This is a genomic window from Micromonospora sp. NPDC023633 (genome assembly GCF_040640035.1).
Taxonomy (GTDB): domain Bacteria; phylum Actinomycetota; class Actinomycetes; order Mycobacteriales; family Micromonosporaceae; genus Micromonospora.
Map to the genome: position 1 here is coordinate 1 of NZ_JBFABB010000023.1, position 19,819 is coordinate 19,819.

General features: G+C 73.2%; 15 protein-coding genes and 1 riboswitch. Of the genes, 8 read left to right on the plus strand and 7 right to left on the minus strand.

The genetic code is table 11. The features are described 5' to 3' along the window. Positions 1–214 precede the first annotated feature (214 nt). The 3 genes from AB0G13_RS09890 to AB0G13_RS09900 all read left to right on the plus strand — a co-directional run bounded on the left by AB0G13_RS09890 (position 215) and on the right by AB0G13_RS09900 (position 3,367). A complete protein-coding gene (locus AB0G13_RS09890) occupies positions 215–982 on the plus strand; it encodes a hypothetical protein (RefSeq protein WP_357871546.1) in 768 nt (255 codons plus the stop codon). 319 nt (positions 983–1,301) lie between these two features. Further along, positions 1,302–1,442, plus strand: a riboswitch (cyclic di-AMP (ydaO/yuaA leader). A 230-nt stretch (positions 1,443–1,672) separates the two neighbouring features. Continuing rightward, positions 1,673–2,518: a C39 family peptidase gene (locus AB0G13_RS09895; protein ID WP_357871549.1), complete on the plus strand. Its 846-nt coding sequence runs from the start codon at positions 1,673–1,675 to the stop codon at positions 2,516–2,518. Between the two features lie 105 nt (positions 2,519–2,623). Next, positions 2,624–3,367 carry an alpha/beta hydrolase gene (locus AB0G13_RS09900; protein ID WP_357871551.1) on the plus strand — a complete coding sequence of 248 codons (744 nt, stop codon included), beginning with the start codon at positions 2,624–2,626 and terminating at the stop codon, positions 3,365–3,367. A gap of 106 nt (positions 3,368–3,473) precedes the next feature. Here AB0G13_RS09900 and AB0G13_RS09905 read toward each other — a convergent pair whose 3' ends face one another. The 4 genes from AB0G13_RS09905 to AB0G13_RS09920 form a co-directional block, all read right to left on the minus strand. Further along, a complete protein-coding gene (locus tag AB0G13_RS09905; RefSeq protein WP_357871554.1) occupies positions 3,474–5,201 on the minus strand; it encodes a CDP-glycerol glycerophosphotransferase family protein in 1,728 nt (575 codons plus the stop codon). 35 nt (positions 5,202–5,236) lie between these two features. Then, the gene (locus AB0G13_RS09910) at positions 5,237–6,739 is read right to left on the minus strand and encodes a bifunctional cytidylyltransferase/SDR family oxidoreductase (protein WP_357871557.1); all 1,503 of its coding nucleotides are present in this window, start codon (positions 6,737–6,739) and stop codon (positions 5,237–5,239) included. Between the two features lie 136 nt (positions 6,740–6,875). After that, on the minus strand, positions 6,876–7,673 hold the full coding sequence (locus tag AB0G13_RS09915) for an ABC transporter ATP-binding protein (protein ID WP_357871560.1): 798 nt from the start codon (positions 7,671–7,673) through the stop codon (positions 6,876–6,878). Beyond that, positions 7,666–8,571: an ABC transporter permease gene (locus tag AB0G13_RS09920; protein ID WP_357871563.1), complete on the minus strand. Its 906-nt coding sequence runs from the start codon at positions 8,569–8,571 to the stop codon at positions 7,666–7,668. Before AB0G13_RS09920 ends, AB0G13_RS09915 begins: the two co-directional genes overlap by 8 nt. 152 nt (positions 8,572–8,723) lie before the next feature. Here AB0G13_RS09920 and AB0G13_RS09925 point away from each other — a divergent pair, with 152 nt between their 5' ends. From AB0G13_RS09925 to galE, 4 genes are all read left to right on the plus strand, one after another. Continuing rightward, on the plus strand, positions 8,724–9,383 hold the full coding sequence (locus AB0G13_RS09925) for a TetR/AcrR family transcriptional regulator (RefSeq protein WP_357871566.1): 660 nt from the start codon (positions 8,724–8,726) through the stop codon (positions 9,381–9,383). Between the two features lie 111 nt (positions 9,384–9,494). Then, entirely contained in the window at positions 9,495–10,604 is a 1,110-nt protein-coding gene (locus AB0G13_RS09930) for a DegT/DnrJ/EryC1/StrS family aminotransferase (RefSeq protein WP_357871569.1), read from the plus strand. Beyond that, on the plus strand, positions 10,601–11,620 hold the full coding sequence (locus AB0G13_RS09935) for a Gfo/Idh/MocA family oxidoreductase (protein ID WP_357871571.1): 1,020 nt from the start codon (positions 10,601–10,603) through the stop codon (positions 11,618–11,620). Before AB0G13_RS09930 ends, AB0G13_RS09935 begins: the two co-directional genes overlap by 4 nt. Further along, entirely contained in the window at positions 11,617–12,693 is a 1,077-nt protein-coding gene (galE, locus tag AB0G13_RS09940) for a UDP-glucose 4-epimerase GalE (protein ID WP_357871574.1), read from the plus strand. The genes AB0G13_RS09935 and galE overlap by 4 nt, the downstream gene beginning before the upstream one ends. 74 nt (positions 12,694–12,767) lie before the next feature. Here galE and AB0G13_RS09945 read toward each other — a convergent pair whose 3' ends face one another. Genes AB0G13_RS09945 through wecB form a run of 3 tightly spaced genes read right to left on the minus strand, consistent with a single transcriptional unit; the run spans position 12,768 to position 17,520 of the window. After that, positions 12,768–14,903 (minus strand): glycosyltransferase family 1 protein, encoded by a 2,136-nt coding sequence (locus AB0G13_RS09945; protein WP_357871577.1) that lies wholly within the window; start codon positions 14,901–14,903, stop codon positions 12,768–12,770. Further along, positions 14,900–16,378: a glycosyltransferase gene (locus AB0G13_RS09950; RefSeq protein WP_357871580.1), complete on the minus strand. Its 1,479-nt coding sequence runs from the start codon at positions 16,376–16,378 to the stop codon at positions 14,900–14,902. The genes AB0G13_RS09945 and AB0G13_RS09950 overlap by 4 nt, the downstream gene beginning before the upstream one ends. Positions 16,379–16,437: 59 nt before the next feature. Continuing rightward, on the minus strand, positions 16,438–17,520 hold the full coding sequence (wecB, locus tag AB0G13_RS09955) for a UDP-N-acetylglucosamine 2-epimerase (non-hydrolyzing) (protein ID WP_357871583.1): 1,083 nt from the start codon (positions 17,518–17,520) through the stop codon (positions 16,438–16,440). A gap of 364 nt (positions 17,521–17,884) precedes the next feature. On the opposite strand from wecB, the gene AB0G13_RS09960 reads away from it, so the two are divergent. After that, positions 17,885–19,780, plus strand: a complete 1,896-nt coding sequence (locus AB0G13_RS09960; RefSeq protein WP_357871586.1) for a hypothetical protein — start codon at positions 17,885–17,887, stop codon at positions 19,778–19,780. Positions 19,781–19,819 lie beyond the last annotated feature (39 nt).

Consider the following 19,819-nt stretch of genomic DNA (forward strand, 5'->3'; position numbering starts at 1 on the left):
TCGTCGACAGGTACGTGCCGTGGACGCGGATCCTCTCGGACCGCAGGAGCCGGCCCCCGGGCGCCGCCGCGCGGCTGAGCCGCATCACCCGCACGGGCCCGCGCCCACCGAACCTCGTCCCCGCACCGCCCGACGGCGGCCCGTGGCGTCACCACGCCGGTCGCCCGGGCGGCGCGTACGCCCCGCCGCCGCACTCGTCCGTGAGGTGCCGACCATGGAGACCGTCCTCTACCAGTTCCTGATCGAGGTGCCGCAGGCCGCCGTCATCTGGTCGGTCCTGCTCCTGCTGGCCCTGACCGTGCTCGCCGTGCTGGTCGCCCGCCCCGAGCGGGTCCGTCCCGCCGACGATCCGGGCGCGCCGCCGGCCGACGATCCCGCGACGGAGGTGGCCGACGCGGCCGACCTGCGCCGCTACGCCGAGGAGGTGGCGGTCGCGGCGGCCCGGGCCGCCCGGACCGCCCGGCGGCGGCGGGCCGACTGGCTCGCCGCGCAGGAGGAGGCCGACCGGGCCTGGCAGGCGTACGACGAGGCGGAGACGGCCGCCCGCCGGTTGACCGCAGCCGCCCTCCTGCCCGCCCCGCGCACCCCGCGCACGCCCGCCGAGTACGCCGCCCGGGAGCGCTGGCTGCACCACGCCGCGATGGCCGCCCACTGGCGTGGGGACCTCTCCGCCCGTCAACTCAGCGACGTCTTCGCCCGCCGGGCGGGCTGGGATCCCCGGCGGCACCCGGCCGAGCAGGAGATCGTGCTGGCCCGCGCGGTACGCGACGCGAAGCGCGCCCGCCACCGCGCCGCCGCCGAACGGGAACGGGCGGCGTGGCGCGACGCCGACCTGGCCGCCGAGGCGGCGCGGGTGCTGGCCGTGGAGGCGTACGCCGCGGCGGCCCGGCTCCGGCCGGGCCGGCTCCCCGCGCCGCGGGCGGCGTCCGCCGCGCCCCGTCCCGTGCCCGCGGCGCGCTGGCGGCCCGCCCGGGTGGGCTGACACGTCCGCGCGCCGTCCCCGCGTCGCCGAGGAATCCCGTCCGTTTCGGTGACGCCGGTCACCATGCCGACGAACCGGTCATCCGGCGCGGCGCGGTCGATTCCCGCCGGGGTTTCGACGCCGATGTCCGCCACTCGTCCCTTTGTCGCCCCAAGGTGTGCTCGGAAACGGTCGTCCCATTGAGTCACGTCAGTGGCAAAGTGCCCGCAAAAATTGCCCCTAGATCAAGGTTTAAGCAGGTGGGACGGGGTTGGCAGGGCCCGGGTCGGCCAGTAATGTCGGCGCGTCCGGTGCGGTACCCGATCGCCAGAGGCGACGCCGCGCTGACCCGCCTAATCGTGAACGACGAACCGGGGACCCAGTGCTTGTTGGGGTGAATCCGTGGGCCGTGGGCCCGTGGTAGGGCGTTCTTCCCGCCCGAATCCGTCAGCTAACCCGGTCGGCGGTGTCGGAAGGAGTTCCATCCTCATGCCACACCCGTCCACCCCACGGTTGTTCCGCCGTCTCCACGGCGCCGCGGTGCCCGTGCTCGTCCGCCCGCCGGTCGCGAGCTGACCCACCGGTCACCGTCCGTCGCCCGGCATCCCGGGCGCATCCCCTGAGTGGTCCACGACCCGCCCGGACGTCCGTCCGCGCGGCGGTCCGCCCTGCCCTCGGCGCGCGGACCGACGACCGCTCACCCCCGAGCCCGTGGAGGAAACCGTGAAGCACCACCTCAAGCGACAGCTGCGTCGCCTCACCTCCGAGCGTCCGTACCAGCTGGCCGCCGCGTCGGCCGCGGCGCTCGTGCTGGCGTCGGGCTCCGGCGCGCTGCTGGCCGGCACCGACGAGGCCCCCGCCGCCGCGCAGGCCCCGGCGGCCGCGACCGAACTGCGGGACGACACCGCGGCCTCGCGCAGCCAGGCCCGGGTCGCGACCGCCCCGTCCAGCGCCGCCCCGGCCGCGTCCAGCGCCGCCCCGTCGGCCAGCGCCACCAGCGCCGCCCCTGACCCGGACGTGACCCGCAAGCCGGCCCCGCCGAAGCCCCCGGCCGACAAGACCCTGGACTACGACTACCAGGCCCAGACCACCTTCTACAACTGCGGTCCGGCGGCCGTCCGGCACGCCCTCAGCGCCGCCGGCATCGCGCGCAGCCAGGACGCCCTCGGTGCCCAGCTGGGCACCGACCAGATGGGCACCGACTCGGCCCAGGACACCACCCGCGTGCTGAACGCGACGGTGAAGGGCGACCCGTACCGGACCCGGATGATCCCGGGCGGCGCCGCCACCCCGGCCCAGATGGACCGGCTCCAGGCCGACGTGGTCGCGGCCATCGGCGACGGGCGGGGCGTCGTGGTGAACGTCGCCGGCAGCGCCACGGACACCGACGGCGGCTGGCACTCCTTCCCCGGCGGCCACTACATCGCCGTGGTCGGCTACCAGGACGAGGGGCGGCTGGTGAAGATCGCCGACTCGGCGAACCCGGCGACCGCGTCGTACTGGATGAGCACCATCGCCCTGGCCAACTGGGCGGCCACCCGCGGCTACTCCGCCTGAGCGACACCGTCGGGCGTCGGCTCCCCGTCCCGGGGGTCGGCGCCCGTTGTCGTGTCCGGGTCAGGGCCCTCGCCCGCGGCGTCCCGTGGTGGCACACTGCGCCCCATGGTCGATGAATCGGGTGACCGGGACGGCCGGCGGGTGCTCCTGCTGCTGCACGGGATGGGCGCCACCGGCGAGGTGTGGCTGCCCTGGGCGCCGCTGCTGGAGCATCGCTGGGCGGGGCGGTGGCTGGCGCCGGACCTCGCCGGCCACGGCTGGTCGCCGCCGCTGCCGGAGTACTCGTTCCCGGGGTTGGCCGCGCGGATCGCCACGGGGCTCGCGGCGGGGGACCGGCTCGTCGTGCTGGGGCACTCCCTCGGCGGGGTGGTCGGCCTGGCGCTGGCCGCCCGGAGCGCCGGGCTGCCGGTCGACGCCGTGGTGGGGCTCGGCATCAAGGCCGTCTGGTCGCCGGCGGAGCTGGCGAAGGCGGGGGAGTTGGCCGCCCGGCCGGTGACCTGGTTCGCGAGCCGGGACGAGGCGGCCCGCCGCTACCTGCGGGTGGCCGGCCTGACCGGGCTCTTCGCCCCCGACCATCCCGTCGTGGAGGCCGGGCTGCGGCAGGTCGACGGCCGCTGGCGGCTGGCGATGGACCCGGCCGCGTTCGGGGTGGGCGAGCCGGACCTGCCCGCCCTGCTGGCGGCGACCGACGTGCCCGTGCTGCTGGCCCGCGGCGAGCACGACCCCATGGTCACCGACGCCCAGCTCAAGGAGCTGGGCGTGCCGGTCGCCACCCTGCCCGGCCTCGGGCACAACGCCCACGTCGAGGCCCCCGAGGCGGTCCTGGACCTCGTCGACCCGTACCGCTGACAGCTGCCCCGCCCCGAGGCGCGGCGTCGAGGATTCCGGGTGCGGATGACCGTCGCGTGCCGCAGCGGCGGGAGCCTGACCCGGAGAGGGCCGCCCGAGCAGGATGTCAGGCGGTGGGGGAGAGCGTCGCGTCGTCCGGGTCGAGCGGCAGGCCGGCCCCGCCCGCGGCGCGCGGGGCCGGCGGGTTCCAGCCCCCGTCGAGCTGCCGCCGCGCGGCCTCCAGGAACGCCTCGGCGTACGCCTCGGCGGGGAAGTCGCCCAGGTAGCGGCTGCGGGTGGCCCACCGGGCCGAGGCCAGCGGGTCGGTGTCCAGCAGCGCGGTCAGCACCTCGTCCACGTTGGACATGTCGCGGCGCAGCACGTAGCCCGACCCGGCGAGCGGGAACTGCTCGCAGAACCGGTCGCCGGAGTCCACCATGTCGGTCACCGCGTACGGCTTGCCGGAGTAGAGGTAGTCGGAGATCACCCCGGACACGTCGGAGATGAGCGCGTCCGAGCGGTTCACGCACTCGGTCAGGGTCAGCTCCCGGCTCGCGGCGGCGCCGAAGACGTGCTGCCGGCCGCTGCGGGCCCGGTCCGCCGCCAGCAGTTCGGCGAGCCGGCCCAGCTGCCGGGCGGAGGCCGGGTTCTGCGAGGCGTACGGGTGGGCCCGCAGGATCACCGTCGCGCCCCGGTCGAGCAGCCGGCGCAGCAGGGTCTCGGCCACCGGCAGGGAGCAGTAGTTGGCGTCCGCGTGGTGCCCGGTCCAGGTCGGCGTGTAGAGCACGGTCGGGTTGCCCCGGCCGTGCGCCGGCTCCGGGCGTACCTCGATCGCCTCGACCTGCGGGCGGCCGACGACGACGAACTTCTCCGCCGGGATGTCCACCCCGGCGCGGGCGTACCGGTCGATGGCGGCCTGGCCGGCGACGAAGATCCGGTCGAAGATCGCCGAGACGGGGTTGGCGCTGGGGGCCTTGTCGCTGTCGCCGTGGTGCAGTTGGACGTGGGTCAGCTGGGTGAAGCGGATGCAGTGGCTGTTCTTCGCGCCGTGGTTGACGTAGAACGCCACCCGCAGGCTCGGCACCAGCGCCTCGTCCATCGCCTTGGTGGTGGGGCAGTAGACAACCGGCGCGCGGGTGGCCGCCGCGACCACGGGCAGGAACTCCGGCTCGCGCACCATCACCAGGAACGGCCGGCCGATCCGCTCCAGGTACGGCAGCCACATGGTGACCTGGTACTCCGAGCCGGGCGGCGCGGAGAAGTGGAGCAGGAACTCGGGCTGGTGCCCGCGCAGCGCGCGGGACACCGCCGAGCCGCCGGCCCCCGGCCTGAACCGGCGCCTGGCCAGGTCCAGCCCGACCGCGGCGGCGCCGGCGGCGACCACGGCGACGGCCGCCAGCGCGACGCCGGCCGGCAGACCCGCGACGGCCGCCAGCGCCAGCAGGGCGAGCAGCCCCGCCAGCGCCTCGCCGAGGCGGGCGGCGACCAGCGGCGTCCAGGTGCGCACCGGCAGGTTCGCGGCGCGCACCTCCAGGCCGCCGGCGTCGCGGAGCGGATTGACCAGCAGTACCAGCCCCAGCAGGGCCAGTGCGGTCACGGCCAGCGCGGGGTCGAACCCGGCGTCGAGGCGGCGGGCGTACCCGACCAGGATCGCCGCCGCGACCAGCGCGGTCTCCGCCGCGTTGTCGGCGCCCGGCCGCACCCGCCGCTCCCAGGTGGTCGCCGCGAGGGCGGCCACGGCCAGCCCCAGGCCCCAGCCGGTCGCGCCGGTCAGCGCGACGACGAGGAACGCCAGCACCGCCAGGCCGGTGGCCAGCGCGCGGGCGAGCAGCTTCCGAACCAGGTCACCACGCATGTCGGCTCCGTCTCCCGCCGTGCCCGAGAACCGCGTCAGCCGGCGTCGGCGCAGCTGGCGTCGCGCTCGGCCCGTGCCGGCCCCGGCTGGGTCGGCACCTCGCCCGGCGCGCGGCGCACGTCGATGACCTGACCGGTCAGGTCCGAGATCAGCACGTCCAGCGACGACTGGGCGACGGTCTCGGCGGCGAGCAGGGTGTGCTCCGGCTCCTCGCCGAACGCCTTGGTGCGCATCGGGGTCGCGGTCCGCTCGGGGTTGACGCAGTTGACCCGTACGCCGAACTCCGCCCACTCGTCGGAGAGCGCCTGGGTGAGGTTGACCAGGGCCGCCTTGGTCGAGGAGTAGAGCGCGTACCGGGCCCGGCCCCGGGTGTAGGAGCTGGAGGTGTAGAGCAGCAGCTGACCCTTGGTCTGCTGGAGGTAGGGCAGCGACTGGCGGGCGACGATGACCGGCCCCACGAAGTTGACCTGGAGCACCCGGTCCATGGTCTCCTGGTCCATCTCGGCGAGGGCGCCCTTCTCCAGGATGCCGGCGGTGACCACCACATGGTCGATCCGGCCGGTGGCCTCGAAGGCGGTCTTCAGCGCCGCCTCGACGTCCTCGGCGCGCTCGACGTGGGTGCCGGTGCTGGAGCGGCTGAACGGGAAGACCTGTGCGCCGTAGCGGCGGGCCAGCTCGGCGAGGTCGTGGCCGATGCCGTAGCTGCCGCCGAAGATCACGATGGTCCGGCCGGTCAGCTCCTCGGTGTAGCTGCGCTCGTCGGTCACCCGGGGCGCCTGCGCGGCGGCGAGCTGGAAGAGCTTGTCCGCCAGGTGCACGTCGACCGGGTGGGTGACCTTGATGTTCTCGTCGGAGCCGTCGATGACCTTGATCGGCGTGCCGGGCAGGTAGCGCAGCACCACCCCGCAGTCGTCGGTGGCGGCGAAGTGCGGGTCGCCCTCGGCGAGCCGGTAGGCCTCGCGGATGGTGCCCGAGCGGAAGGCCTGCGGGGTCTGGCCCCGGCGCAGCGAGGAGCGCACCGGGATGTCGGTGATGCAGTCGTCCTCGTCGACCTGGACGATCGTGTCGGCCGAGGGGATGGCCACGTCGACCGCCGAGTACGTCCAGAGCGCGTTCACGCACTCCCGGACGATCCGGCCGCTGACCAGGGGCCGCACCGCGTCGTGGAAGAGGATGTTGCAGTCGCCCTCGCCGACGGCGTCGAGCGCGATCCGGGTGGTGGCGTTGCGGGTGTCGCCGCCCTCGATCACCTTGGTGACCTTCCGGAAGCCGGCCTTGTCGACGATCTGCTGGGCGTCGGCGACGTGGCCGGTGGCCATCAGGACGACGATCTCGTCGATCTCGGGCGCCGCCTCGAAGACCGCCAGGGTGTGCTCGATGATCGGCTTGCCGGCGATCTTCAGCAGCTGCTTCGGGATGCCGAGGCCCAGCCGGGTCCCGGTGCCGCCGGCCAGCACCACCGCCACCGTCCGCGAGGGCCGCCACGGCGCCGGGCCCGCCTTCGCGGTGGCCGGGGCGACGGTGTGGTCCTGCGTCATGTGTCGGTCCTCGCTTCTCGGGGTGGCGCGGGGTGGGCGGCGGGTGGCGGGGCGCCACCGGTGACCGGAAAAACCCTAGCGCGTCGCTGTGGGCTGCCACCGGGCGCAGCGACCGTGGTCGCTGCGCCCGGGGATGCTACTTGTGTGCCTCGTACGCCCGGACGACCTCGTCGGTGGGCCCGTCCATCCTCAGCACGCCCCCCTCCAGCCAGATCGTCCGCTCACAGGTGTCGCGGATCGAGCCGATGGAGTGGCTGACGAGGAAGACGGTGCCGGCGCTCGCGCGCAGCTCCCGGACCCGCTGCTCGCTGCGGGCCCGGAACTTCCGGTCGCCGGTGGCCAGCGCCTCGTCGATCAGCAGCACGTCGTGCTTCTTCGCGGCGGCGATGGCGAAGCGGAGCCGGGCCCCCATGCCGGAGGAGTAGGTGCGCATCGGCAGTGAGGCGAAGTCTCCGCGCTCGTTGATGCCGGAGAACTCGATGATCTCCGGGGTGAGGCGCTTGACCTCCTCCGGGGACATGCCCATGGCCAGGCAGCCGATCACCACGTTGCGTTCGCCGGAGAGGTCGTTGAGCAGCGCGGCGTTCACGCCGAGCAGCGACGGCTGACCCAGGGTGTAGACGGCGCCCCGGTTCACGGGCAGCAGCCCGGCGATGGCCCGCAGCAGGGTGGACTTGCCGGAGCCGTTGCTGCCGATCAGCCCGATCGCCTCGCCCTGGTAGGCGGTGAAGCTCACGCCCTTGACCGCGTGCACCTCGCGGATGTTCGGGGCGTTGGTCCGGGAGGCGATGCGCTTCAGCGCGGCGACCGGACTGGTGCCACCGGTGGCGCCCTTGTGGATCCGGTAGATGACGTGCACGTCGTCCACCACGACGGTCGGGATGCGCCGCTGCTCCGCGACGGCGCTGCCCGCAGGCTGGATCTGGTCAGCCACGGCCGTACTCCTCTTCTCCGCGCCAGAAGTAGATGAACCCGCCGATCCCGAACAGCACCGCCCAGCCGACGCCGAGCAGCCAGAGCTGCGTCGGCGAGGACGTGATGTGCTCCGGGTGGGCCGACTCCAGCAGCGAGTACCGGGCCAGCTCGATGTAGATGAGGACGGGGTTGCACTCCAGGGCGGTCGCCGCCCAGCCGGGCAGGTGGTCCCGGAAGAGGGTCACGCTGTAGAGCACCCCGGAGGCGTACATCCAGGTGCGCAGCACGAACGGCATGACCTGCTTCAGGTCGGTGATCTTCGAGCCGAGGCGAGCCATGATCATGGTGAGGCCGACGTTGAAGACCGACTGGAGGATCAGGGCGGGCACGATCATCAGCCACTTGAAGGTGATCGGCTCCCCGGTGACGAGCACGATGCCGGCCAGTACCACCATCGCCATGAGCAGCTGCTGGAGCTGGATGAGCGTGGCGGTGATCGGCAGCGCGGCCCGGGGGAACTGCAACGCCCGGATCAGCCCCAGGTTGGACGTGATCGAGCTGGTGCCGTTGAGCACCGCGCTCTGGGTGAACATGAAGATGAACACGCCCGTGCACAGGTACGCGATGAAGTTCGGGACGTTCCGACCCTGGGACATGATCACGCCGAAGATCAGGTAGTAGACCGCCGCGTTGGTCAGCGGGGTCAGTACCTGCCAGAGCTGGCCGAGCTGCGTATTGCTGAACGAGGAGGCGACCTTCGCCCGGGAATACGCTGTCATGAAGTGCCGGTACGCCCACAGCTTCCGGGCGTACTCGGGCAGCGACGGTCGCTCCCCGGCGACCCGGAGCCCGTACCGGTGTGCGAGCTCGGCCCCGGTGAGGCCGGAATCGGGGTCGGCCACCGTGGTGTTGGCCATTATCTGGCGCTCCGATCTTTCGTACCGACGGGGTGCGCGCGACGACGTGAAGAGCGTGGCCAGTGCGCGGAGCGCCGCCTCGTCGCAGCGCGAACCGTAGTGGAAAACACGTCGGGACGCAACCGTACCGTCGCTGCGCTACATTGTTGCACGTGAAGACCGATAAGAGACGGGTGCCGGCCGGCGCGGCGGTTCTCCGAGGCGAGATCACCACGGCCATCCGCCGCGCGGTCATGCAGGAGCTGGCCGAGGTCGGTTACGGTCGGCTCTCCATCGAGGCGGTGGCTCGCCGGGCCGGGGTGAGCAAGACCGCAATCTACCGTCGTTGGCGCTCCAAGATCGACCTGGTGCTCGACATGGTGTCCGCCGTCGCCGGCCGCAAGCTCCCCCTGCTGGACACCGGCAGCCTGGACGGCGACGTCGAGTTGCTGCTCCTGGTGGTGTCCGGGGCGCTGCGCCACCCGCTGGCGTCGCAGATCATCCCGGACCTGCTCGCCGAGGCGGCGCGCAACCCGCAGATCGCCGAGACCCTCCAGCGGGCGCTCAACGACTACCAGGACCGGGTCGGCGAGATCGTCATCGGCCGCGCGGTCGGTCGGGGCGAGCTGCCGGCCGCCGTGCACCCGCGGGCCGCGGCAGACCTGATCGTCGGGCCCGTCTACTGGCGGCTGGCCATCTCCCGGGGATCGCTCGACACCGCCGAGCTCGCCAGGATGGCATCGGCGATCGTGGCGGGGCTGCGGGTAGCATGCGGTGGTCAGGTCGACGCAGCGCCCGAGGTCCTCGACGCCCCGCTCGCGGATCTGATCTGAACCCTGTCGGGCCGTCGCCTGACGACGCCATCGGCTGGCCCCACCCGTGGCCCAGCGGACTAGTATCGCACCCCGAGACCCCCGCGCCCGTTCGACACAGGAGGAATCCCCATGGCTGGGCCGCACCCAGAGTTCATCCCCCCGGCACGGCCGATCATCGGGGAAGCCGAGATCGAAGCGGCCGTGCGGGTGCTGCGCAGCGGCCGGGTGGTGCAGGGGCCCGAGGTCGCGGCCTTCGAGGAGGAGTTCGGTGAGCTGGTCGCCGGGCGGCACTGCGTCGCGGTGAACTCGGGCACGTCCGCCCTGCAGCTCACCCTCATGGCGCTCGGCTTCGGCCCGGGCGACGAGGTCATCGTGCCGTCGTTCTCCTTCGCGGCCAGCGCGAACGCCGTCCGGCTGGTCGGCGCCGAGCCGGTCTTCGTGGACATCGAGCCGGGCAGCTTCTGCGTCGACCCGGAGGCGGTCGCCGCGGCGGTCACCCCGCGCACCGTGGCGATCATGCCGGTGCACCTCTACGGCCACCCCGCCGCGATGGACCGGATCATGGCGATCGCCGAGCGGCACGGCCTGGCCGTCGTCGAGGACGCCGCCCAGGCGCACGGCGCCGCGCTGCACGGCACCCCGGTGGGCGCCTTCGGCACCGCCGGCTGCTTCAGCTTCTACCCCACCAAGAACATGCACGCCCTGGAGGGCGGCATGGTCAGCACCGCCGACGCCGAGCTCGCCCGCACCCTGCGGCTGCTGCGCAACCAGGGCATGGAGCAGCGGTACGCCAACGAGATCGTCGGCGCGAACATGCGGATGACCGACGTCGCCGCGGCCATCGGCCGGGTCCAGCTGGGCCAGCTCGGCGAGTGGACCGAGCAGCGCCGGGCCAACGCCAAGTTCCTCGACTCGAAGATCACCGGGATGGTGACCCCGCCGGTGGCCGACGCCGCCCGACACGTCTACCACCAGTACACCGTGCGGGTGCGCGGCGACCGGGACGCCGCCCAGCAGCGCCTGACGGAGCTGGGCATCGGCAACGCGGTCTACTACCCGACCCCGATCCACCGGCTCAAGCCGTACCTCACCGCGGACGGCAAGCCCGGCCCGTGGGACCTGCCGGAGACCGAGCGCGCCGCCGCCGAGGTCGTCTCCCTGCCGGTCCACCCCTCGCTGACCGAGGCCGAGCTGGAGCGCATCGCCGAGGGCGCGAACCTGGCCGGAGGTGCCCGGTGAGCGCCGGACGCAAGCTGCGCGCCGGCCTGATCGGCCTCGGCGCGATGGGCCGCAACCACGCCCGGGTGCTCGCCGGACTGGACGGCGTCGAGCTGGTCGGCATCGTGGACCCGGCTGGCGACACCACCGGCACGCTGCGGGCGCCGGTGGTGCCCGAGCTCGGCGACCTGCTCGCCCTCGGCGTCGACTACGCGGTGGTGGCCTGCCCGACCGCGCTGCACGAGCGGATCGGCCTGGAACTGGCCGCCAACGGCGTCAGCGCCCTGATCGAGAAGCCCCTCGCGCAGAGCGTCGACGCGGCGCTGCGACTCGTGGAGGCCTTCGAGGCCGCCGGCCTGGTGGCCGGGGTGGGGCACATCGAGCGGTACAACCCCGCCCTGCAGAACCTGCGCACCCGCCTGGAGGCGGGCGAGCTGGGCGAGGTCTACCAGGTCGTCACCCGCCGGCAGGGCCCCTTCCCGCACCGCATCGCCGACGTCGGCGTGGTGATGGACCTGGCCACCCACGACATCGACCTGACCAGCTGGGTGACCGGCCAGGAGTACACCTCGGTGTCGGCCCGGACGGTCTCGCGCAGCGGCCGGCTGCACGAGGACATGGTCGCCGTGGTGGGGCAGCTCGCCGACGGCACCATGGTCAACCACCTGGTCAACTGGCTGAGCCCGCTCAAGGAGCGGTCCACGGTGATCACCGGTGACCGGGGCTGCTTCGTCGCCGACACCCTCACCGCCGACCTCACCTTCTACGCCAACGGCGCCATCGACACCGAGTGGGAGGCGCTGCGCGCGTTCCGGGGCGTCGCCGAGGGCGACATGGTGCGCTACGCGATCCCGAAGCGGGAGCCGCTGCTGGTCGAGCACGAGCGCTTCCGCGACGCCGTCGAGGGCAAGGAGAGCGACATCGTGACGCTCCGGCAGGGCCTGCGCACGGTCGAGGTGGCCGGGGCCGTCCTCCGTTCCGCCAGCGACGGCGTCACCGTGCCGATCGACTCCGCCACCGGGAAGGTCGACGCATGAAGGTCCTGATCGCCGGGGGCGCCGGTTTCATCGGCAGCACCATCGCCTCCGCCTGCCTGGACGCGGGCCTCACGCCCGTGATCCTGGACGATCTCAGCACGGGCCGGGCCGAGTTCGTGCGGGACCGGATCTTCTACCGGGGTGACATCGCCGACCGGCAGCTGGTCGACCGCATCTTCGCCGAGCACCCGGACATCGAGGCGGCCGTCCACTGCGCCGCGCTGATCGTGGTGCCGGACTCGGTCGCGCACCCGCTGCGCTACTACCGGGAGAACGTCGGCAAGACGGTCGAGTTCCTCGACGCGCTCGTCGCCAACGGGTGCGACCGGTTCCTGTTCAGCTCCTCGGCGGCCATCTACCAGCCCGGTGACGACTTCGCCGTCGACGAGACGTCCCCGGTCGCCGGCACCAGCCCGTACGCGCACAGCAAGGCCATGGTGGAGCAGGTGCTCCAGGACAGCGCCCGGGCGTACGCGCTGCGGGTCATCTCGTTGCGCTACTTCAACCCGGTCGGCGCCGACCCCCGGATGCGGACGGGCCTGCAACTGGCCCGCCCGTCGCACGTGCTCGGCAAGATGATCGAGGCGACGCGGACCGGGGAGCCGTTCCAGGTCACCGGCACCGACTGGCCGACCCGCGACGGCTCGGGCATCCGGGACTACGTGCACGTGTGGGACCTCGCCGAGGCGCACGTCGAGGCGTTGCGCCGGTTCGACACCGTCCTCGCCCCGGGCCGCGCCGGCTACGAGGTCGTCAACCTGGGCACGGGCAACGGCACCACGGTCCGCGAGTTGCTGACCGCGTTCACCAACGTGCTGGGCCGGCCGATCGAGACCCGCCTGTCGCCCCGGCGGCCGGGCGACTCGGCCGGCACGTACACCCGCAGTGAGCGAGCCCGGGAACTGCTCGGGTGGCAGCCGAGGCTGTCCCTGGAGGACGGCATCCGGCACTCGTTGCAGTGGGCGGAGCTGCGCGACAGCCGACTCGGCGCTCCCGACCAGGAGCTGTCCGCCGCCGTTTCCGGAGCGGACGGCCACCGGCCTGCCCTGACCCCGTCCCCGCGGTCCGCCTGACGACGGACAGCCGAGACACCGACGAGGCCCCACACCGCATCCGGTGTGGGGCCTCGTCGTACGTTCCGGCCTGGCTAGCTCTGCCCGCCGTCGAGGATCATCCGGTCGAAGCGGTGCTTCACGACGGACCAGTCCCATTCCCGCAGGGCGTGCTCGGACGCCGCCCGACCGGTGGCCCGCCAGGTCTCCTCGGTGGCCGTGGTGGCGAGGATCCGCTCGACCGCCTCCTCCGGGGTGCCGATGACCCACCCCTCGGGGTACAGCGTGCGGGCGCTGTGCGGACGGCCCGCGAAGAACGGCCAGTCCCGTACTACCGGGACGGCGGCGCTCGCCGCCCCCTCCATGAGGCCGCAGTGGCACCCCTCGCGGACCGAGGAGCTGATGATGACGCCGATGTCGGTGAGCATCTTCGGCACGTCGTTGGTCGGACCGAGCCGGCGGACCGCGCCCGACGGCTCCAGCTCGGCGAGGTCCCGGTGGAACGCTTCCAGGTACTCGCGGGTGGCGATGCTCACGTCGGGGTTCATCTCCCCGCCGACCAGGAGCAGCCGGTAGCGGTCGTCCCGCCGGCGCAGGAGCCGGAGCACCTCGATCGCCCACCGCGGGTCCTTGGCGACCTGGTTGATGCCCACCATGCCGAGCTGGAAGCGGGCCTCCGGAGCCTTGTCGATCTGGAAACCGCGCAGGTCCATCGCGTTGTCCAGCACGTGCATCCGAGGCGCGTCGGCGCCCTGCAACTGCGGGACCAGGGTGGTGGTCAGGTCCTTGATGTGGTCCGCGACGAAGACGAGGTCGTCGATGCGCGAGAAGTCGACCATGTGCGGCCAGCGGGAGATCGCCTCGTAGCTGTGCAGCCGCGCGATGATCCGGGTGGTGCCCGGATCGATCATGGTGAACAGCGCGGCCGGCGCGACGCACCAGTCGACGAACACGGTGTCGGCCCAGTCGAGGTGCGGGCGCAGCCGATCCTCGACCTTCGCGCCGTAGGCCGTCTGGTCCGCCGACAGCCGGTGCTCGAGCATCGACTTGGCGGCCCAGGTCACGCTCTTCAGCGCGGCGTTCGCCGCGAGGTCGAGGAAACGGACCTCGACGTCCGGGTGCGCCTCGTAGTGCGCCCGGATCAGCTTCAGGAAGTTGTCGTTGGCGCTGGTGGCGATGAGCAGCCGCAACGGCCGCCCGGTGGGCGGCGGCGCCGCCGGCTGCAGCCGCCCGCGGGGTGCGGCCACGGTGGTCGCCGTGAGCGACCGCCGGAACGGCGCGATGAAGCCCTCCGGGTCCTGCGCCAGCGGCGAGCTGAGCTGGTCGATGTGCAGCACCCGGTCGAAGGCCAGCGTCATGGCCCGGTTGAGCAGGTTGGCGGCGGCGGCGTTCTCGTCGACCCGGTGCCGCTGGTCGGCCACGGAGAGCAGCGCCTCCACCGCGGGCTTGAGGTCGCGGGGGGCGATGCCGGCCTTGAGTTGCCGGCTGGCGGCGTCAGCCAGCATCCGCGCCCGCGCGGCGGGCTGGCTGAGCTTGCCCGCCGTGGCGTTGAGGATGAGCGCCTCGCCGTCGGGACGGCCCGCCCACGCCATGCTGTCCGCCACCTGGCGGGCGACCTTTGCCCGTAGCGAGTCGGGCATCCGCGGTGCCTGCACGGCGGTGAGCCACAGCTGGGTGCCGATCTTGCTGCGCATCAGGGGTCGGGCGGTGACGGCCGACACCGCCGCGTGGGGAGCGGCGTGCACCAGCCGGCTCACGCCCTGCCGGACGACGTCGGACGACGGAAGCCCGTTCGCCAGCCGTTGCAGCGGGCTCGGCGCGGGACGCATCTTCCGCTCCGCGATGGCCTGCACCGCGGCCGCCACCCCGTAGCGGGCGTCGGCGGTGCGGTTGCGCTGGGCGAGCCGCCAGACCGTGTAGATGGCGTGCGCGTCCATCGCCACCAGCACGTCGGCGCTGCGGTACCGCTCCCGCAGCCACGGCTCACGGCGGATCCGCGCCCACACCCGCTCGCCGGGCCCCGCGCGCAGCGCGGTCCTGCTGGGTGCGGTCTTGGCGATCGCCTCGGGCAACGCGCACAGGCCGTCCACCCCCAGGTCGGCGGGGAGTTCGTCCGGGTTGAGCGCGCCCACCAGGTAGACGCGTGCGCCCTGCTCCCGGAGCCGGCGCACCGCGCCGGACAGGATTCCGGGCTGGGGCGGCGTGCCCGCGACCAGCAACACCTCGGTCATGCGCTCACACCGCCCGCCCGGACGGACTCGGCCGCACCGGTGGTCGGGGTTGCGCCCGACGGATGGACGGCAGCGCCGTTGACCGGCAGATCGTGCGGATCACTCAGCGCGTACTCGGCCAGTTGCCGTACGGCCCTGGTCATCAGTCCCTCCCGGGTGAAGGGGTCGGCGTGGGCGCGCACCGCGGCCCGTTCGGTGTCGGTGGCCTCGAGGGTCGCCCGCGCGGCCTCCCGGAAGGCGTTGGTGAGCTTCATCTCGTCGAGCCCGAACGCGCCGCTCCAGAGCGGGTGCCCGGTCAGCACCCGGGACGCGTCATGGTCGACCTCGTGCACCGACACGATCGGCAGGCCGGTCGCCATGTACTCGTAGACCTTGCCGGAGGTGACGTAGCGACCGCCGATGAGGATCAGCACCAGGGCGTCCCAACGGGCGTAGGTGTCGGCCACCTCCGCCTTGCGCACCGGCCCGCCGAAGGACACGCCGTCCTGCTCGGCGTCGCGGATCAGCTCGGTGAGGCTGTTCGCCTCCCGGTTCGCCCCGGCGCCGATGTGGCCCCGGATGTCGAGCTTCGCGTTGCGCAGCAACGGGTCCTGTTGCCGCGCGGCCCGCCAGGCGTTCAGCACGACACCCAGCTGCTGCCGGGAGTAGTTCACCGTGCCCAGGTAGCCGAAGGTGAGACCGGCGTCGAGGTCGGCCTTGCGCGGCTGGGCCGGAACGCTGTCCTTGTCGTAGCCGTTGCGCACCACGTGGACCCGGTCGGCGACGTGCGGGTAGCGGGCCCGGTAGTGCTCCGCGATGGGGTCGTTGACCACCCACAGCGAGAGGCAGTGATCCATGATCTTGCGTTCCCAGGCGCCCGCCTCGGAGTCCGGGGTGAACGCCTCCCCGCCGTTGACCACGTCGATGGACCAGCCGTCGCGGAAGTCGACGGCGTAGGGGACACCGCACTCCTCCCACAGCTTCCAGGCGGCGGCCAGGTTGACGTAGGGGACGCAGCTGGCGAGCAGCAGGTCGGCCGGGTGCCGGCGGTGGACGTCGAGCACCGCCCGCTCGAGGGTGCCGCGCCAGCCGCCGAAGACCGGCTCCGGGAACTGCTTCTGCTCCCGCTTGCGCAGCCTGGTCAGCCACTTGTCCGGGCGCAGCGCGCGCTCCTCGCTGAACTTGCGGATGTCGGTCTCGAGGTCCTCCCGGGCGAGCGGGAGCTCCACGATCTCGATGCCCGGATCGACATTCTCCGAGAGGGTGTAGTCCAGCCCCGAGTCCCGCTCCCACGACGCGGCGGCGATCGTCACGACGGTGACGTCCCAGCCGAGCCGACGGAACTGGTTGGCGGTCTCCCGCATCCGGTATGCGCAGCTCTTGGCCGCCGGAGGGAACCCGATGGCGAGGTAGATCAGGTGGGGCCGGACCCGCTCGTCGCGCCGGCCCGAGCGGGCGGAGTACGACGAACGTCCGTTTCCAGAGGATGCTGACACGGAGGGAGAAGCTAGCACGGGCAGGTGAGCTGCGTCCGTCTTCGCGTTGTCCGGCATGTTCACCTCGACTCCAGGATGGAGACGACGCGCTCGGCGGCCCGACCGTCGCCGTACGGGGTGCCACGGTCGGCGGTGGGTGCCGGCCGGGTGGCCACGTCGATCCACTCCGCCCGGCTCAGCGCGGACGGCTCGGGCACCAGACGGTTCCAGTCACCCTCGAGGGTCTCGATCCACTCCGTCTCCGGGCGCAGCGTGGTGCACGGCCGGGCCAGCAGGTGAGCTTCCTTCTGCAGCCCGCCGGAGTCGGTGACCACACCGGCGGAACCGATGACGGCGGCGACCATGCCGGCGTACGGCAGCGGCCGCCCGACGTGCACCGCGCCCCGGGCGAGCTTGACGCCGTGCTCCTCGGCCTTGGCCACGAGGCGCGGATGCGCCAGCAGCGCGACCGGCACGGGCAGGTCGGCCAGCGCGTCGACCAGGGCGGCCAGCCGCTCGGCGGAGTCGGTGTTCTCGGCGCGGTGCACGGTGGCCAGCAGGTACGGCTCGCCGGGCTCGATGCCCTCCGGCAGCGCGGGGGCCGGGTGCCGGCCGGCCAGCACCGCGTCGCGTACGCCGAGGCAGACGTCGACCATCACGTCGCCGGCGAGAACTGACCGGTCGGCGAGCCCTTCCGCGGCGAGGTGCCGCATGGCCTCCTCCGTCGGTGCGAGGAGCAGGTCCGCGGCGTGGTCGGTGAGGATCCGGTTGTGCTCCTCCGGCATCCGCCGGTTGAACGAGCGCAGCCCGGCCTCGAGGTGCGCGACCGGCAGGTGCAGCTTGACCGCGGAGACGGCGCCGGCGAGGGTCGAGTTGGTGTCGCCGTAGACCAGGACCCAGTCGGGCTTCTCGGCCAGGAACACCGGGTCCAGCGCGGCGAGGGCCTTGCCGGTCTGCACGCCGTGCGACGCCGAGCCGATGCCCAGGTGCACGTCCGGGTCGGGGATGCCGAGCCCGGAGAAGAAGACGTCGGAGAGGTCGGCGTCGTAGTGCTGCCCGGTGTGCACGATGACGTGCTCGTGCTCCGTGCGGGCGAAGGCTGCGGCGATGGGTGCGAGCTTGATCAGCTGGGGACGGGCCCCGACCACGCTGATGACCTTCACTTGGGTGGCTCCTCCGAGTGGTTTCGTGAAGGGCAGCCGGCGTGCCCCGGCACGGTCCCTGGATGTCGACGAATTCTGCCTCAGCCGAACAGGCCGTTCCAAATCTACGCCGGGTCCGCCGAAACCGCCGATGGGCGACATCGGTGCGTCATCGCGGTGCCGGGATGGCACGGATCGTCCCGACGGCACTGTTTGGCCCTGTTTATTGGCGGCCGTCCGGATAGGCCCGCCGCCTGTTGACCCGCGCCGCCCGGATGGGGCCCACCTGTGGCCGGTCGCGATCCGCTGTCCGCGCGCCGGGCGACTCGCGGTCGGCCGGGCGCGGCTAAGATCCGCGGTCGTGACGACAGGGCCTACGGAACAAGTGGCGAGCAGCAGATCGACGCCCGACGGGTCCCGGGCGGACCCGGCGGCCACCCGGCTCGCCGAACCGGGCACATCCGCCGGCCACGGGGACGCGGCGGTCCGGGAGGGCCAGACCGCCCCCGCGACCGCGACCCGGCGGTACGCGTGGTCCGGCCCGGCGTGGCTGACCCGCTCGCGGCTGGCCGACCTGCTCGCAGCGGCGGTCTACCTCCTCGGCGCGCTCATGCTGACCGTGCGGGGCTGGCGCGACCCGGACGGCCGCCTGCTCGGTACCCGGCCCGACGACCAGGGCTTCAACGAGTGGATGCTGGCGCACGCCGCGCACGCGACGACGCACCTGAAGAACCCCTTCTTCACCACGCTGCAGAACGCCCCCGAAGGCGTCAACCTCGTGGCCAACGTGGGCATGCAACTGACCGGCATCCTGCTCACCCCGGTCACGGTGCTGGGCGGCCCCTCGCTGTCGTTCCTGCTGCTGCTCACCCTGAACCTCCTCGGCACCGGGTTCGCCTGGTACTGGGTGCTGTCCCGTCACCTGGTGGAGTCCCGGGCGGCGGCCTTCGTCGGCGGCCTGTTCTGCGCCTTCGCGCCGGCGATGGTGGCGCACAGCAACGGACATCCGCACATCACCGCCCAGTGGCTGGTGCCGTTCATCGTCTGGCGCATCGTCCTGCTGGCCCGGCCCGGCGCGGCGGTTCGCAACGGGCTGGTCCTGGGCGCGCTGGTCGCCGCCCAGTTCTACGTCGGCCTGGAGATCCTCTTCCTGGTCGCGCTCGGTGCCGCGATGGCGACGATCGCCTACGTGCTGCTCCGGCCGCGGGAGGCGCTGCGCCGCGCGCCGTCCGCACTCGCCGCCCTGGGGATCGCCGGCGCGCTCGTGCTCGCGGTCACCGCCTACCCGCTGTGGATGCAGTTCGTCGGCCCGCAGCACCGCGTCGGCCACCCCGGCAACCCGGACGTCTACTCGCTCAGGCTCGGGTCGTTCGTCGCCTACGCCACCGAGTCAATCGGGGGAGGGCCGGACAGCGCGAAGGGCCTCTCCGCCAACACCACCGAGGAGGCCAGTTTCTACGGCTGGCCCGTCCTGGTGCTGGTGGCCGTCGCGGTTGCCGCGCTCCGACGGGAGCTGGGGGTGCGCGTGCTCGCCCTGGTCGGCATCGCCTCCGGTCTGTTCGCCCTCGGGTCGACGCTGAGCTGGGGCGCGCGGAAGACCGACATCCCCGCCCCGTTCGCGCTCATCAACGGCCTGCCGATCATCGACGCGATGGTGATCGCCCGGTTCGCGCTGATCACCACCGTCGTCATCGGGCTGCTGCTGGCGTTCGGCCTGGACCGTGTGACGGCCCTGGCGAAGCGGTCGGACGGCCACGTCGGCCGGCCGCTGCGGGTGCTGGCCGGCGCGGCGCTGGCGGCGGCGCTGCTGCCGATGCTGCCGACGCCGCTGGAGGCGAAGGGCCGCACCGAGGTGCCGTCCTTCGTCACCTCGGGGGCGTGGCGGGACCACGTCGCCGAGGGCAGGACCCTGGTGCCCGTGCCCGTGCACAACATGACCTCGATCTACTGGGGTGCGGCGAGCCTGACCGGGTTCGCCGTCCCGCAGGGCTACTTCCTCGGTCCCACCTCGCCGACCGACGACACCGGCCGATGGGGTGTGGCGCCCCGGCCGACCGCGGTCCTGCTCACCGGCGTCGGGGCGGGCACCCGGCAGCCCACCGTCACGGGCCCGGAGCGGGAGCAGGCCGTGGCCGACGTGCGGTGGTGGAAGGCCGACGCGGTGGTGCTGCCGTCGCATCCGAGGGAGGCCGAGCTGAAGACCGTCCTCGACGCCTGCTTCGGCCCGGGCCAGCGCGTCCAGGACGTGTGGGTCTGGGACGTGCGGCCGCTGACCCGCTAGGTGCACCGCCACCGGCCTCGGGCGCCCGGCGGGTCGCCG